We start from the raw sequence: 16583 nt of genomic DNA, 5'->3' as shown, positions 1-16583 counted from the left end.
GAGAAAAAAATGGCGAATATATTAAGCATGACCGGTTATGGCAAAGGCGAGCACAATGATGGGAAACGAGTTATAACGGCGGAAATAAAAACCATAAACAACAGATATTGCGATATCAGCGTCAAAACACCTAGACATTTACGCTTTTTCGAGGATAATATAAGAAAAATCTTGAAAAACAGCATTCAAAGGGGTAGAATAGATGTATATATAAGCATAGACTATTTAAGTGAATCTGATACTGTAATAGTTCCTAACCTTTGTCTTGCCAAGCAATACAAAGATGCTATCGACGAAATAAAGAATGAACTGAATATCAGCAGCAATGTTTCACTGGACACCATTATAAGGTTTCAGGATGTTCTTATGGCAAAAGAAGATACGGATGATGAAGAGGAGCTTAAAACATGTGTTGAAGCGGCGATGAACAATGCAGTGAAAAATCTTATTGCAATGAGAGCTGCCGAAGGCAAGCAGCTTGAAGCCGATATCAGATCAAGCATGGAGAAAATACTTTTGCTAATGGAAGAAATTTCGAAAAATTCTCTGACAGTGGTTGAGGACTACAAAGTTAAATTTGAAGCAAGGATAAAAGAGCTTCTCGGAAATAGCCATGAGCTTGATGAAAACAGGCTTTATAATGAAATCGTAATTTATGCTGACAAAAGTGATATCAATGAAGAAATTGTTAGATTTAAGTCTCATATGTGTCAGCTGGGCGATGTGCTGGAGACCGGCGGAACAATAGGAAGGAAATTGGATTTCATTATTCAGGAGTCAAACAGAGAAATTAACACGATCGGATCTAAAATAGGAAGACTTGAAATAATTCAAATTGTCGTAGAGATAAAAAACCTACTGGAAAAAATCAGAGAGCAAGTACAAAATATAGAATAGGAGAAGTTATATGGCAGGTAACACTATAAACATTGGGTTTGGGAATATAGCATTATCTAATAGAATTATAGCAATTGTAAGTCCCGAATCAGCGCCCATAAAACGTGTCATACAAGAAACAAGAGAAAAGGGAAAGCTTATTGATGCTACATATGGCAGAAAGACAAGAGCAGTTATAATAACCGACTGTGAATACGTAATATTATCGGCTATTCAGCCTGATACGATGGCACAGAGATTTGAACATAACAACCACAATATTAAGTAAAGAGGTGCATGAATGGACAGCGGATTATTAGTGGTAATTTCAGGTCCTTCAGGGGCAGGCAAGGGCACCATATGCAAAAAGCTTAAAGAAGCGATGAAGGATTTAAAAGTCTCGGTGTCGGCCACTACAAGAAAGCCAAGAGAAGGTGAAAAAGAAGGTGTAAGTTATTTTTTTTTGAAAGAGGATGAGTTTGTAAAAAAAATTAATAATGATGAGTTCCTTGAATATGCAAGGGTTTACGGAAATTATTATGGTACACCGAAAAAAGAGGTGTTTAAACAGCTCGAAGAAGGAAATGATATTATACTAGAGATAGATATACAAGGGGCTCTACAGGTCAAAAAAAATTACCCTAGAGGAGTTTTCGTATTTATACTGCCTCCCTCACTAAAAGAACTTAAGCACAGAATTGAAGGAAGAGGTACGGATTCAAAGGAAGTAATATTTAAAAGAATGCAGTGTGCATGTGATGAATTAAATTATGCTTTTGAATATGATTATGTCGTTTTAAATGATGAGGTTGAATCGGCAGTTGACAAAATTAAATGCATCATTAATGCAGAAAAAAATCGAGCTATAAGGAAAAAATCGATTATAAACAAAATCAGAGAGGTATAGTATGAGAAAAATATCAATTGATGAACTGATAGATATGGTGGATAGCAGATATTCTCTTGTTACAATAGTTTCAAAAAGAGCAAGGCAGATTATAGATGGTTCGGAAGCACTGGTAGAAACGAACTCTATAAAGCCGTTGGCTGTTGCAATAGAAGAATTCTATGAGCATAAGTACGATCCGATTTACAATTATGATCAATACATGAAAAATCTTCAGGAATCAAAAGCCAATGAAGAATCTTCAGAAGAATCTGAAGGGCAGTCTGGTGAGGATGATGGAGAGCAGGAAGCTGAAGATGTTCAAGAAACTGAAGAGAATAGGGAAGAACAATAATATAGGCGGACAGCACAAGCTGTCCTTTTTTTTATGCGCGGAGCCATGAAGCATCAAAATCCTATGGCTATTTCCAATTTATTCGTATATAATTAATATATGGAATTTGTATTAATAACAATAGGGAGGCCTTTATGTATAAACGTATTATTTCTTTAATTCTGTGCATGTGTCTGTTGATAACAGCATGCTCCGGGAAAAACAAACCTGTAAATGAACCTGCAGTAGAAAATGGTGAAACACCTGTTGAGTCAACTGAAGATATGTACGAACTGACTGCACTTAAATCTGACGATCAGGGTATCGATACAGAATCGGGGTTTCAACTGACGTCAAAAAAGGACATAAATGAAAAATATATAAAAGAAAACCTTAATATATTGCCTGAAGAAAATTACAAAGTTGATAAGATATCTTCAACAGTATACAACATTCTGCCGTTGTCCAAGCTTGAAAATAACAAGGTGTACCAGGTTAAAATCAGCGATATCGGCTACGATTATTCGTGGGCGTTTCAGACGAAGAAAAAATTTGAGATTGAAAGCACCCTTCCCGAGGATAAAAGTACTTATGTTCCTTTAAACTCAGGGATAGAGCTGTATTTCTCAATGAATAATTTCACAGATATAGAAGATTTTTTTGAAATGAGCCCAAAGGTTGAAGGAAGTTTCATAAAGAATGACAGCTCTATTATATTCGTACCTGAACAGATGGAAAAAAGCACAATTTACACGGTAACTGTTAAAAAAGGATTTGGACTTGCAGACGGAAGCGAGTCTTTGGGTGAGGACTATGTTTTTTCATTTAAAACACAGTCTGACGGAGAACCTCGTTTTTGCTTTGAAAGACCTATTATAAATATTTACAAAGACAACCCTAAAATAATTGATGCATATGTGGGTGATGAAGACAAAGAAAAAGAATTTAATATAAACATATATCAATATAAAGGCGCAGATGAATTTGCAGAAGATGTTTATAGCTTTGCAGAAACGGGAAATTATCCTAAGGACAAATCCGAAAAAAAGATGTCACTGATGCAATCAGTAAAACAGAGTCCTTATATGGTGGATTCGGTGTATTATTACAGAAATGCATTTTTCGAACTGCCTGACGACTTGGAAAAGGGTTACTACCTGCTTGAGTTTAGCTCGGTAGAAGCAGACAGTAAGCAGTATCTTTTCATGCAAATAAACGACATGCTTATTTATAATGCCATATTTAATAATCAATTTATGGTATTTGCCTGCGACGGAAATTCAAGTAAAGAAATCGAGAATGCAAATGTTATATTAAATGGGAAATCTATAGGCATGACTGATGAAAAAGGGGTGCTTGTTTTTGAAACAGATGCTACAAAGCTTAAATCAATGAAGCTCCGAGTAGCATCGAAGGGCTTGAATGACTTTATTTATGCTGAAAGTCTTTTCATTGGCAATTATTATTATAGAAGCATGTATAACCAGAACAAGTATTTTATGTATATGGACACGGACAGAAGTGTGTACATGCCTGATGATACCGTGAATGTATGGGGATTTGCAAAACTGAGAAATAACAAGTCGTTAAATAAAGTAAAGCTTGAATTGGTGGATGAAAGAACTAAATTGGTTTTGGATACCAAGTATGTAAATCTGACAAATATAGGAACTTACGAAGCTAAATTTGACTTAAATAATGTTACTTCTGAATATTTAGTAATAGAAGCATATGACAATAATCAACTGATTTCCAGAGAATATATTTCAGTTCAAAAATATACGAAACCTTTGTACAGATTAAAAGGAATGGTTGACAGGGAATATGCATTTAGCGGAGAAAAGATAAACTATAAAGTAAATGCAGAATTTTTCAACGGTCCGCCAGTACCGAACATAGAGCTTAATTTCAATGCATTTAGATATTATGGATATAAGACTGAATACGAAGGAATGGAACAGATTCTGAAGCTTAATGAAAATGGGGAATGTTCATTTGATGTAAATACGGATGTAAGAAGCAAAAACTGGAGACCGGCTACAATATATTTGGAGAGCTACAATAATGAAGCTGAGGACTCACCAGTGTATTTGAGAGATACTGTTGAAATATTTCCGAAGCATGAGATGCTAGAGGTTGAACAAGATATAAATGATCCTCATTCAGTAGATATATTGCTTCATAAGATGAATATTGAAGGTTACAGCCAAGACAACTACGATTATAAAAGCTTACGTGGAATGCCTTTGGATGGCAGTGTTAATGTAACAGTAACCGAAAGATATTATCAAAAAGTAAAAGTAGGAGAGCAGTATGATTATATTAACAAGGTCAATAAAATAGAATATGATTATAATTTCGTAGAAAATGTTGTGTATTCCGATTATGTGGATGTTCATTCCGGAAAGGCAAATTTTAGAATTCCTGAATTCAAGGAAGATAGGAATTATACTGTAACAGCCTACTATGATGATGTAAATGGTGGGATCGAGGAGGAAGTTTATTTAAGAAGTCAAGGATATCATTATTATGATTATTATGAATTGAGCGGAGATATAGGAGATAAATTTCGACTTAATGATACTGCAAATATTCAACTGACATATGGTAATGAAAATGTTGAGAACATTGAAAAAGATAATTTGTTTGCAGTATTCATGAGAAACGGACTTGTTGATTATTCTGTATCAGAGAATACAGATATGAAAGTTAAATTTGATGAGGATTTTATTCCTAACGTATATATTAACGGTATTTATGTAAAAAATGGATATATGTATCCCATTGCAGATTATGACGTGCTGTATTACGATAACACGGAGAGAGAATTAAAGTTAGATATAAAAACAGATAAGGAAAGATATGAACCCGGCGAGGAGGTTACATTGAAAATAAATGCTTCGGATGAATATGGCAGGCCATGCAGAGCAGATGTGAACATAAGCGTGGTTGATGAAGCATACTTCGCCATGTTTCCTAAGGACGTCTATACTCTTAATGCGTTGTACTCGTATTCTTGGAGCGACGGTCTAATTAGAAGCTATGTTTCAAATATAGATTTGAGCGAAGAAAAACCACAAGCCGAAAAGGGCGGAGGCGGAGGAGAAGACGGTATCTTCCGGGATGAATTTGAAGATACCAACTTTTTTAAGACAGTAACTACGGACAGTAAGGGTAATGCGGAGGTTAAATTCAAACTTGCCGACAATCTGACTTCATGGCGAATTACATATCAGGGAATTTCCGATAAGCTTTATGCCGGAAGTGGTACAAAGAACATAACTGTCAGCCTTCCATTCTATGTTGATATGATAATGGGAAGCGAATATCTTTTGGATGATAAAATCAGCTCGGCTTTTAGAGTGTTCGGTACAGATATCAAGGACGGTGATGAGGTTGAATATGAAATTACCGTTATAGACAAGGATACAAAGAAAGAAACTGCTTATGCGGCAGCAGGATATGCCGGTGATTACACCAGCATTGAGCTTGGCAAGCTTGACGAGGGACAGTATGATATATATGCCAAAGCTAAATGTGGCGGAAACCAGGATGGAATACGCGAGGAATTCAGCGTAGTTGATTCTGCTGTTTACTTTAACAATACCAACTATTACCGCCTCAGTGACAGCACAGTGCTTGATAATGTATATTCGCACGCTGTAATTACTCTGTTCAATGAAAGTACATCAGATTTCTATAATAGCTTGAGAGATATATCATTTTCAGATGGAAATAGAATAGATCAAACAGTGTGCTCAATGCTGGCAACTGAATATATAAACAGATATTTTGATATGGATTTGTACTTCGACGAGGAAAAAATGCTTAATGAAATAAGCAAGTATGAGACGGAATCAGGAGGTATCAAACTGTTTCCATATTCATCTTCTGATGCTCAACTTACAGCAAAGCTGGTTCACACTTTGAATAGTGACTATAAAGAAAGTAAAATGAAGCTGTATTTTAATAATATATTAAAGGAAGAAGAGTACAGCTCAGATACAGCTGCAGCTTTGTGGGGACTGAGTAAGTACAAGGAACCCGTGCTTCTTGCAGTGCGTAGTCTTCTGGAATCAGAAGAGCTTGGAATCAGAGATAAAATTTATCTGTATCTGGCGCTGGCAGAGCTTGGAGATAATGAGACGGCAAAAAAATATTACAGAGAGATAACATTAAATTTAGAAGAATCCGGAGACTACTTGTATTACGGAAACGGTGAAAGTGACCTGGATAATTACGAAATTACCGCACTTCTGGCAGTATTGGGATGCAAGGTTCACGATTACGATACATCAGACAGACTGTTTAAATACATATATAATGAACCGTCAATCTATACCCTTAGCAATATGGAGCAGCTGATATATATAATGGACAGGGATATTGCACAGCTTGACGAAGTGAAGGATTTATTTGGAGAGGTGACTGTCTCTTCAAACGGTGAAAATAAAAAATACAAACTGAAACTGTTTGACAGAGAAAGCTTTGCCGTAAAAAAGGATGATATAGGCGATGTCAGGTTCAGCAATATAAGAGGAAGTATAGCGTGCAAAGTAGATGCTTTGGGGAATATGGATGATCTGGAAAAGAATAAAACCGATGATTTTTCTATTTCAGTTGATTATACTAATGCGAAAACATATGAAAAGCAGACAGATTTTAATCAATCTGATATAGTAAAAGTAACTATTGCACCGATAATGAGCGCTGATATTGAAAGAGGATATTATGAAATTACATACATCGTTCCTGCCGGATTCAGATATATGGAGGGCTACAAGGACTCATCCTACGGAAATCAAAACGGTCAGAAGCTTACGTTTCAATATTATTACAGCAAAAAATATCATGACAGAGATATAGTGTTCTATATTCAGGCGGTACAAAAGGGAAAGTATACTGTTGATTATGCCGTAATCAAGGAATATCTCGAAAACAGGCTGAATTATATCGAAAAATCATCATTGGCCATTAATTAAGAGGCAGGTATAAAATGCGTGTAAAGAAATGTTTCGCTGTTTCAATAGTATTAATTGTTGCTTTAATAATATTGATTACGGGAAAAATCAACATCGAAGGAAACAATGATAATATTTATTATCGAAGAGCTGAAAATCTGAAGTGCATATATTATGACGAAAAGTACTTCATAAATATAAAGAATTTTGAAACAAAGGTCAATGCTGGCAGTATACGGGGATGTATACTGCCGCACCATTTGACTGCCAAGGATTTAATTCATGAAGTGTTTCAAAATATTGTAAATAACAAATACGAAACTGTGGTTTTAATCGGACCAGACCACGAAAGTGCTGATGCGGGCAAGACTTTTACAACACTAAAAAACTGGCAGACCCCATTTGGAGTTCTTAAAACAGATAAAAAAATTACAGTAGAACTTTTGAAAAATGATTTTATAGAAGAAAATGATTATAAATTAACTTCTGAGCATTCTATTTCCGGTATAATTCCATTTGTGAAATATTACTTAGGAGATGCTCAAGTGGTATCACTTGCCGTAACGAAGCAGATAAAGAAAAAAGATATAGAACGTATGGTTCAGTATATTTGCGAAAATGTTGATATAGACAAGACGATTTTTATTGCATCCGTGGACTTTTCCCATTATCTTGATTTGGATAGTGCAAACAGAATGGATTCAATAACTATGGAGGCCATAGAAAGGCGAGACATTAATAAAATTATGACATTTTCAAATGATAACCTGGATTCACCGCCAAGCATAGCTGTGATTTTGAAAATCATGAACAGTTTAGGAGCAGAAAATACTTGCATGCTTAATCACAGCAATACGGAATTGGTTGTTAAAAAAAGGATGGAAGAGACAACCAGTTACCTGACATACCTATTTTATTGAGCATTCTATTTGTGCAATAAAAACAAATTAAAGGTTTTAAAAGTTAATATATATGATATAATAAAATGCAAAAACAATGATCGGCAGGCTACTTTAAACGACATCGTTAACTAATAACATCTTGGAGTATTTATGTATAACTACTTTGTTCAGGTTATTTTAAACAACAATTCAAAAAGCACCGACAGACTTTTTACCTATGCTGTTCCGGAGAAATATGAAAATATAGTTCAAACAGGAAAGAGGGTAAAGGTAAGTTTCGGAAGAAACAAGCACATGATTGATGCGCTGGTAGTATCAGTGGAAAATTCATGCGATTTACCTGAGGAAAAGCTTAAAGAAATAATGGACGTATTGGACGATGAAGCAGTCGTTAGCGATGAAATGATTAAATTGTCATTTTGGATGAGAGAAAGATATATATGTAAGTACTCTGACAGTATAAGGCTTATGATTCCGTCAATGATACAATATAAGCATAATATCAGGCTCAAGATTATGGACTCATGCCCTGATCAGTCAGAATTAAGTGAAAAAGAGAACGAACTGCTTAAAATAATAAAGTCAGGTGTTTCCGAATTGGACAAATTAAAAAAGGCGTATGGGGGATATGACGTCTATAGCGTGATTGATAGCCTGAAGCAAAAAAATGCAGTTAAGGAAGTAAGCAGCGAGAGAATAGGTGCAAAAAGTGCATATGAAAAGTATGTGTTTCTTGCTGAGGATAAGGAGCTAGAAGAATATAACATAAATAAGACGGAAAATCAGATTAAGGTAATAGAATATCTTAAAAAAAATGATAAAGTCAGTTTTAAGAGGCTATCATCGGAACTTGGCGTATCATCAGCTGTAATTACGAATTTGATTAAGAAAAACATATTGAATGAAGAATTCATACTGTATAATCAGGATAATGACAGAAAGGCCTACAAAGGCTTATGTCTCAATGAAGAGCAGCAAAATGCCTGTGACGAAATTATTTCGTCAGAAGATAAGGTGTTTTTGCTTCACGGTGTAACCGGCAGCGGTAAAACAGAAGTATATATGAATATAATAGAGCATTACATAAATGAAAATAAGCAGTCTATTATGCTGGTCCCGGAAATATCACTTACAGCTCAGACTATTGATAGATTTGAAAAAAGATTTGGAAACAAAATAGCAGTATTTCATTCTAAGCTGACTAAGAAGGAAAAATTCATACAGTGGTATAAGGTATATAACCACGAGGTTGATGTTGTTATAGGGGCACGTTCGGCGATTTTTGCACCCATTAAAAATCTGGGTGTAATAGTAATCGACGAAGAGCATGAAGACAGCTATATTTCATCTACATCACCAAAATATGATACAAAAGAGGTTGCAATAAAAATGTCCCACGAACTGGGAGGAAAAGTAATCCTCGGTTCGGCAACCCCCTCTATAAATACGTACTATATGGCGAGAAAAGGGCAGATTAAAAAAATTGATTTGAAAAAACGTGTAAATAATCAAATGCCTGATATTAAAATTATAGATATGAGCAGTGAACTTGACAAGGGTAACAATACCATAATAAGCGAGGAACTGTATATAAGTATTAAAGAATCCCTCAAAAATCACGAACAGGTAATATTGTTTTTAAACAAGCGTGGATACTCCGGGTTTGTGTCATGCAAGAAGTGCGGCTATGTTGCAAGATGCGACCGCTGTGATGTTTCCATGACCTACCATGTAAGAGGCAATATGCTGAAATGCCATTACTGCGGAAGAACAAAAAAGATGTTATTTAAATGCCCAAAATGCGGCAGTGAAAAAATTGAGCAGTTCAGCGCAGGAACCCAGCATGTAGAGAAGCTGATCAAACAGCTGTTCCCTAAGGCTGTAACTGAACGTATGGACTTTGATTCAATGACAGGCAAAGATTCCTACGAAAATATTTACAGAGAATTTAAAAAAGGAAAGATAGATATTTTAATCGGAACGCAAATGCTTGCAAAAGGTTTTGATTTTCCGGAGGTTACAACGGTTGGAGTTTTGTCTGCCGATGCAATTTTGAACCTACCTTTTTATAATTCCAGCGAGAAGACGTTCCAGCTCATAACCCAGGTCAGCGGAAGAGCTGGAAGAGGAAGCAAAAAAGGAAAAGTATTTGTGCAGACATATGAGCCTGAAAATTACATAATAAATGCGGCAAAGGACAATAACTATGATTTTTTTATAAATCAAGAGCTTAAATTAAGAAAAGAATTTGCATTTCCGCCATTTATTAATATAATAAATATATGCTTGATATCAAAAAATGAAGAGTTGGTTAATAAAACCGCCTTTGAGAAATATGAAGAAATTAAAGAGTCTGTTAAGCATATGGTTGAAGGAAGAAGCCTGCTTTTATACAGACCAGTACCGCATTCGATTTACAAGGTAAACAATGAGTATAGAATAAACCTGTTTATGAAAGCTTCCAATAATGCGCTTCACGAGCTGAGGAAGATACTTCGCAGAGTTTACATGGAAAAGGATATTGAAAATATCAGAGTAAGTATAAATGTAAATACAGATACAATTTAGATAGTAGGAGGATTTATGGCATTAAGAAATTTAAGATATGAAGGCGATGAAATATTAAGAAAGAAAAGCAAGGAGATAGGTGCAGTTGATGACAGAATAAAGACACTTCTTGATGACATGCTGGAAACAATGTATGAAAATGACGGAGTGGGACTTGCAGCGCCTCAGGTTGGAATTTTGAAGCGAGCTGTTGTAATAGATGTAGATGACGGCAATGTATACAAAATGATTAATCCAAAGATAATAAAGAAATCTGGAGAGCAGCTGGGGCAGGAAGGTTGTCTCAGTGTGCCTGAAAAGAAGGGCAATGTGAACAGACCTATGAATGTAACAGTTGAATATACAGATGATAGCGGAAAACCGGTCACATTGAAAGCAGAGGGTATTCTGGCAAGGGCAATATGCCATGAGGTCGATCACTTGGATGGAATATTGTTTATAGACAGAGTAAAAAAATAAATAGGTGGTAAGATGAAAATAATTTTTATGGGAACTCCGGAATTTGCAGTTCCGACGCTAAAACTGCTTTATGAAAAGCATGAGGTAGCTTTGGTTGTAACTCAGCCTGATAAACCATATGGCAGAGGGAAAAAACTAAAAAAATCCGAAGTTAAGGAAGAAGCTGAAAAGTTAGGCTTAGCTGTTTTTCAGCCCAATAAAATCAAAGATAAAGAAAATATTGAAATACTTAAATCACATAATCCGGATGCAATTGTAGTTGTTGCGTACGGACAGATACTAAGCAGGGAGATATTGGAGCTTCCTAAGTACGGATGCATCAACGTTCATGCTTCTCTGCTGCCGAAACTAAGAGGTGCTGCTCCCCTAAATTGGGCTATAATCAACGGAGAAACAAAGACAGGTGTAACCACCATGAAAATGGATATTGGGCTTGATACAGGAGATATGCTGTTAAAAGCGGAAACTCACGTAGATGAAGATATGAATGTGGGTGTTCTTCATGATATTTTAATGCATAAGGGAGCAGATCTTTTAATTGAAACAATAGATAAGCTGGAAAAAAATGATATAATTCCTGAAAAGCAGGACGATTCACTTTCTGATTACGCGCCTATGTTTAACAACGAAAACCGCAGGATAAACTGGAATTCAGGCGCAAAGAATATTCACGATCTTGTAAGAGGACTGTCCCCATGGCCTGCCGCATATTTTACGATGGAAGAAAAGAAGGTAAAGGTATATGAAACAAAATATACCCAAGAAAAATCAAATCATGAACCGGGATATGTAATAAAGTCTGAAAGTGAAGGCATATATGTAGCTACTGCCGACGGGGTTGTAATATTGAAAGAAATACAGATGCCCGGAAAGAAGAAAATGAAAACCGACGCATACTTGAGAGGAAACAAATTTCCAGAGCATGTTGTTCTGAATTGAATATTGTAATGCAAACAGAGAGTAGATGTATTCATTTATTCTCTGTTTTTATAATGAGTCTTATGCTGGGTATTCTTGACAAATTGATGGGATATTGCATAAAAATATGATACAATATAGCAAAGAAATTTGTTTTGAGGGAGCAAATATGAAAATTGCGATTATCGGATACAGCGGATCTGGCAAATCAACTTTAGCAGGATTTTTGGGAAAAGTTTACAGAAGTCCTGTGCTGTACATGGACACTATTCAATTTGAGGCGGGATGGAAAGAACGAGATGAAGAAGCTGCCGTTAAATTGGTTAAGGATTTTTTGGATAGCAATAATAGCTGGATTGTTGACGGAAATTATACGAAGTTATTAAGAGAGCGGAGAATGGAAGAGGCAGATATGATTGTTTACATGAACTTCTCAAGAATCACATGCTTGCTTCAGGCATTTATCAGATACATGAGATACAAGGGAAAAGTAAGAGAAAGCATGGCGGAAGGATGTGACGAAAAGCTCGACTTTGAGTTTTTGAAATGGATTTTGCGTGATGGTAGGTCAAAAGCAAAGAAAAAGCAATATGCCGATACTATTAACAAATACAGACAAAAGGTTGTTATATTAAAAAACAGAAGAGAGACAGAAATTTTTTGTAATAGATTTAAAAAATTACCCGCAGCTTAGCATGCATATATGGCAAATATTATTGGGTATAATAGTTTAATATATGATGGCGAGATATATCTATAATAAAGAAAGCAGGGGATTATATTGACTTCTAAAATAAAAAGAAGAGGATTTGATCCTGAGGATGTTAAGAGCTTTTCGGAAGAAAATGTTGAAAAGCTTAGAACTGCTCAGGAAGAAGTTCAGTGGCTTTTGGAAAGAGGTTATAAAATAAAGCCGGTTATAGGGTTGATAGGAAATCACTATCTCCTTACAGCAAGGGCGAGAACAGCTCTTCAAAGAACTACTTCAACAAGAGCTCAGTATGAAATGAGAAAGTCCTCAATGCTTCCTTGGCGTCAAGCAAGGGATGGCTGCTTATTTATTGACGGGTTTAACCTAATTATAACATTAGAGGTTGCACTGTCTGGAAGCGTTGTACTTCTCGGCAGAGACGGAGTGCTCAGAGATTTGGCAGGATTGAGAGGAACATACAAGGTAATCGACAAGACGGAGAAGGCTTTAGAGCTCATAGGCCGGGAGTTAAATGAACTTGAGGTGCCTGAGGTTAAATTTTATCTGGATTCGCCTGTGTCAAATTCAGGGAGGCTTAAAAGCAGGATTGCGGAGTGTTCTGAATCGTGGAATATGCCTGTTGATATAGAGCTTATACCAAATGTTGACGCAGTTTTATCAAAAATGGGAAGAATAGTGACTGGGGATTCAATTTTATTGGATGAGTGTAAAAGTTGGTTTAACTTATCAAAAAAAATTGTGGACGATTACATAAGAGATGCGTGGATTGTCAACCTGGAATAATAATATGCACAATACGAAGGGAGAAGCATGGACAAGAAAATTGAATTGGGGAAATATAAGAAGCCTTCTAATGAGGAAATAAGGCAAAAACTGACAGATGACCAGTATAATGTAACGCAAAAAAACTACACTGAGCCTCCATTTGACAACGAATATTGGAACAATATGGACAAGGGGATTTATGTAGATGTTGTGACGGGAATACCTCTTTTTATATCCGCAGACAAATTTGAGTCAGGGTGCGGCTGGCCCAGCTTTACAAAGCCAATAGACAAGGAACTGATCGTCTATAAAAGAGACAGGAGTTTTGGAATGGAGAGGACTGAGGTTAGAAGTAGGAACAGTGACTCGCACCTGGGTCATGTATTTAATGACGGACCTATTGAAGACGGAGGATTAAGATATTGTGTTAACAGTGCCGCGCTGAAATTTATACTATTGTCCCAAATGGAAAAGGAGGGCTATGGGGAATTTATTAAATTAATTAAGTGAAATATTGATAATTATGACGTAACATAAAGCATTGAAAATATATAATATAAGCTTATGAAGTACATATTAATTTTTTTAAAGGGGTGAAGTTTTTGAGCGATAAACGAGATAAATACTCAGTACAGTTGAAATAGTCTGCCGGCAGATTGTATTGAGGTTAATTAAGCTATAAAACATGTTGGCAGTTGCAGCTGTACTGAGTTAGTTTGATTTTAAAGATTGATTACACCGTCAAATTAATTAAAAGGAGCACAGTATGCATTGTTATAATAAATATATAAAAACGATTGAAAGACTTGAATTTACAATTACAAACACCTGCACTGGAAAATGCAGACATTGTTCGCAGGGAGATTTGCCTGGGAACAAAAAAATTGATGAAGATAAAGCAGTAGAAGCATTGAAGGATATTGCGTCTTGTTATAATGTTAAGTCAATAATGACATTTGGAGGAGAGGCGTTATTGTATCCTGAAATTGTATGCGCTATTCATAAAAAAGCTAGTGAATATAATATACCTAACCGACAGCTCATTACAAACGGATGTTTTTCAAAAAATGAAGAACGTATTGTTGAAGTTGCAAAAAAATTAAATGATTCCGGTGTCAATGATATTTTATTGTCTGTAGACTGCTTCCACGCTGAATTTCTTCCGCTAAAACTGGTGTACTGTTTTGCGCGGGCATTGTGTGAAAATTATGGTGGAAGATTAAGATTGCAGCCGACATGGGTAAAAGATAAGTCAGATGATAATATTTATAATACTAGGACAAAGGAATGCCTTGCATTTTTTGATGAGCTTCATATTGAAAGAAATGATGGAGACAGCATGTTTCCGTCAGGGAATGCTGTAAAGTATCTTTCGGAATATTTTGATAAGAAGCCGCTGAATATGAATTTTAAATGCGGAGACGAGCTGTATACAACACGTCTCGATATGGTAAGTGAATTGTCGGTTGATTACAACGGAGATGTCTTTGCCTGCAGTTTTCCTATCGGTAATATTATGGACAGCAGTATCCTAGAGATAATTAGTGAATACAATCCATATAAAAATATGTATACAAAGGCATTGCTGGAACGCGGCATATCCGGTATGATTAGGGTCGCAAAAAATAACGGTGTTGCCATTGATGTTTCAGATTATTATTCACCTTGCGAAGTATGCAGGGCTATATCAGGTGCTACAGGGAAAAATTAAAATATAACTAGTTACATACAAAACCCGGAAGTGGTGCTTCCGGGTTTTGTTAATATTTGTTTTATGAAAAAACCTGACATTATATGCTTGTGAATCCTATTATTAAGTAGGCGATTATGGCAATACTGCCGCATATAAGGGCATATGGCAACTGTGTTTTAACATGGTCGATATGATCTGCAGCAGCTCCTGTAGATGCGAGTATGGTAGTATCGGAAAGAGGCGAACAGTGATCGCCGAAAACTCCTCCTCCTGCTACGGCAGCAAAGCATGACATGACTAATACTGTTACTTCTCCTCCCGTGAAATTAAATGCAAGAGGAAGGGCGATAGGCATACATATGGCAAATGTTCCCCAGGAACTTCCCGTTGCAAATGCCATAATAGACGCAATTAAAAATATGATGCAGGGAAGAAGCTGAGGACTTAAGAATCCTTCACTGACAGAAATTATATAGTTTGCGGTTCCCATTGTCTTGCTGAGAGCATTGATGGAATATGCTAAAGCCAGTATAATTATGGCTGGGACAGCACCCTTTATTCCATCTGTAACAGTTCCCATGATGACATTGAACGGAACACCCTGAATAAACATGCTTATTCCCATAAATATCATTACAAACAGAAATGCTTCCATTGTTTTGGCAGATTTCAATTTTATATAGGTACCTATGGCAATTGCCATAATCATTACAACAGGAAGTATAAAATTCAGAAATACTCTTTCCTTTATACCTTCATAGGGTTCCATTTCTGTAAGTTCTCTTCCAATTAGCGGATTGGCGCCGTCTCTTAAGACTTTTCCTTCATTAATTGCCCTTTCTTCAGCCTTTTTCATAGGACCGAAATCTTTAATTATACCTGAGGAAATTAGTCCTACAAATGCTATTGTTATCAGTGCATAAAAGTTAAACGGCATGGCACCGATGAACAGTTCCATGGCATCCTCCTGAGTAGCAATTGCTCCAATACCGATTGCCAGCCCGCTCAAGTAGGCAGCCCATCCGGTTATAGGAACAAGTACACTTACGGGAGCTGCTCCGGAATCGGCAATATAAGACAGCTTTTCTCTGGATATTTTTGCCTTGTCGGAAATGTTTCTCATGGTAGTACCTACAAATAAAGGACTGAAAGAATCGCTGAAATATACGAAGACACCTAATATCCACGCAACAAGTTGAATGGATTTTCTGCTTAAATTTTTATTCTGAATATACTGTGAAAATCCTTGAATAGCACCTGTTTTTCGGAAAAATGCAACCAATATGGCTATAAATGTATTTAAGAGCATAACCCACGAAAAACTGGTTGTTCCTAAACTTGTTTTGAGCAGAGTTGGAAAACCCATAAGCCCCTGGCCTGCAAGCAATACTCCTACAATACATGCAAATGCCAATGAAACGACTGTGTTTCTTGTTGCGAATGACAATACTATTGCCAAAAGCGAGGGTACAATTGATATTATTCCCATGTTTACTACTTCTTCCATAT

At 36.1% G+C, this 16583-nt stretch carries 13 protein-coding genes and 1 pseudogene; 13 read left to right on the top strand and 1 reads right to left on the bottom strand.

Features of this window, described 5'->3' with window-relative positions; all coding sequences use genetic code 11:
• Positions 1–9: 9 nt before the first annotated feature.
• The 13 genes and pseudogenes from ACS3UD_RS06440 to ACS3UD_RS06380 all read left to right on the top strand — a co-directional run bounded on the left by ACS3UD_RS06440 (position 10) and on the right by ACS3UD_RS06380 (position 15092).
• Positions 10–897, top strand: coding sequence for a YicC/YloC family endoribonuclease (locus tag ACS3UD_RS06440; protein ID WP_308137265.1), 888 nt, complete (start codon positions 10–12; stop codon positions 895–897).
• Between the two features lie 10 nt (positions 898–907).
• Entirely contained in the window at positions 908–1165 is a 258-nt protein-coding gene (locus ACS3UD_RS06435; protein WP_213924649.1) for a DUF370 domain-containing protein, read from the top strand.
• 12 nt (positions 1166–1177) lie between these two features.
• Positions 1178–1783 (top strand): guanylate kinase, encoded by a 606-nt coding sequence (gmk, locus tag ACS3UD_RS06430; protein WP_308137266.1) that lies wholly within the window; start codon positions 1178–1180, stop codon positions 1781–1783.
• A 1-nt stretch (position 1784) separates the two neighbouring features.
• Entirely contained in the window at positions 1785–2117 is a 333-nt protein-coding gene (rpoZ, locus tag ACS3UD_RS06425; protein WP_374049881.1) for a DNA-directed RNA polymerase subunit omega, read from the top strand.
• A gap of 134 nt (positions 2118–2251) precedes the next feature.
• Positions 2252–7078, top strand: a complete 4827-nt coding sequence (locus ACS3UD_RS06420) for an Ig-like domain-containing alpha-2-macroglobulin family protein (protein WP_308137267.1) — start codon at positions 2252–2254, stop codon at positions 7076–7078.
• Between the two features lie 14 nt (positions 7079–7092).
• Positions 7093–7977 carry an AmmeMemoRadiSam system protein B gene (amrB, locus tag ACS3UD_RS06415; RefSeq protein ID WP_308137268.1) on the top strand — a complete coding sequence of 295 codons (885 nt, stop codon included), beginning with the start codon at positions 7093–7095 and terminating at the stop codon, positions 7975–7977.
• A 132-nt stretch (positions 7978–8109) separates the two neighbouring features.
• The gene (gene priA / locus ACS3UD_RS06410) at positions 8110–10527 is read left to right on the top strand and encodes a primosomal protein N' (protein ID WP_308137269.1); all 2418 of its coding nucleotides are present in this window, start codon (positions 8110–8112) and stop codon (positions 10525–10527) included.
• A 15-nt stretch (positions 10528–10542) separates the two neighbouring features.
• Positions 10543–10986, top strand: a complete 444-nt coding sequence (gene def, locus ACS3UD_RS06405) for a peptide deformylase (RefSeq protein WP_308137270.1) — start codon at positions 10543–10545, stop codon at positions 10984–10986.
• A gap of 12 nt (positions 10987–10998) precedes the next feature.
• Complete coding sequence (fmt, locus tag ACS3UD_RS06400; RefSeq protein WP_308137271.1) at positions 10999–11925, top strand: methionyl-tRNA formyltransferase; 927 nt, start codon at positions 10999–11001, stop codon at positions 11923–11925.
• Positions 11926–12073: 148 nt separating this feature from the next.
• A complete protein-coding gene (locus ACS3UD_RS06395; RefSeq protein ID WP_308137272.1) occupies positions 12074–12598 on the top strand; it encodes a DNA topology modulation protein in 525 nt (174 codons plus the stop codon).
• Between the two features lie 87 nt (positions 12599–12685).
• On the top strand, positions 12686–13399 hold the full coding sequence (locus ACS3UD_RS06390) for a DUF434 domain-containing protein (protein ID WP_308137273.1): 714 nt from the start codon (positions 12686–12688) through the stop codon (positions 13397–13399).
• A 45-nt stretch (positions 13400–13444) separates the two neighbouring features.
• Positions 13445–13891 (top strand): annotated as a pseudogene (gene msrB, locus ACS3UD_RS06385) (peptide-methionine (R)-S-oxide reductase MsrB); the annotation flags it as partial.
• A 256-nt stretch (positions 13892–14147) separates the two neighbouring features.
• On the top strand, positions 14148–15092 hold the full coding sequence (locus tag ACS3UD_RS06380) for a radical SAM protein (protein ID WP_308137274.1): 945 nt from the start codon (positions 14148–14150) through the stop codon (positions 15090–15092).
• 79 nt (positions 15093–15171) lie between these two features.
• Here ACS3UD_RS06380 and ACS3UD_RS06375 read toward each other — a convergent pair whose 3' ends face one another.
• Positions 15172–16581, bottom strand: a complete 1410-nt coding sequence (locus ACS3UD_RS06375; RefSeq protein ID WP_308137275.1) for a Na+/H+ antiporter NhaC family protein — start codon at positions 16579–16581, stop codon at positions 15172–15174.
• Between the last annotated feature and the right edge of the window lie 2 nt (positions 16582–16583).

The sequence above is a fragment of the Sedimentibacter sp. LTW-03 genome, assembly GCF_052059825.1.
In the GTDB taxonomy this organism is placed as follows: Bacteria; Bacillota; Clostridia; order Tissierellales; family Sedimentibacteraceae; genus Sedimentibacter.
The sequence above is the reverse complement of the archived record's forward strand: the minus strand, read 5'-3'. Positions and strand labels throughout refer to the sequence as shown.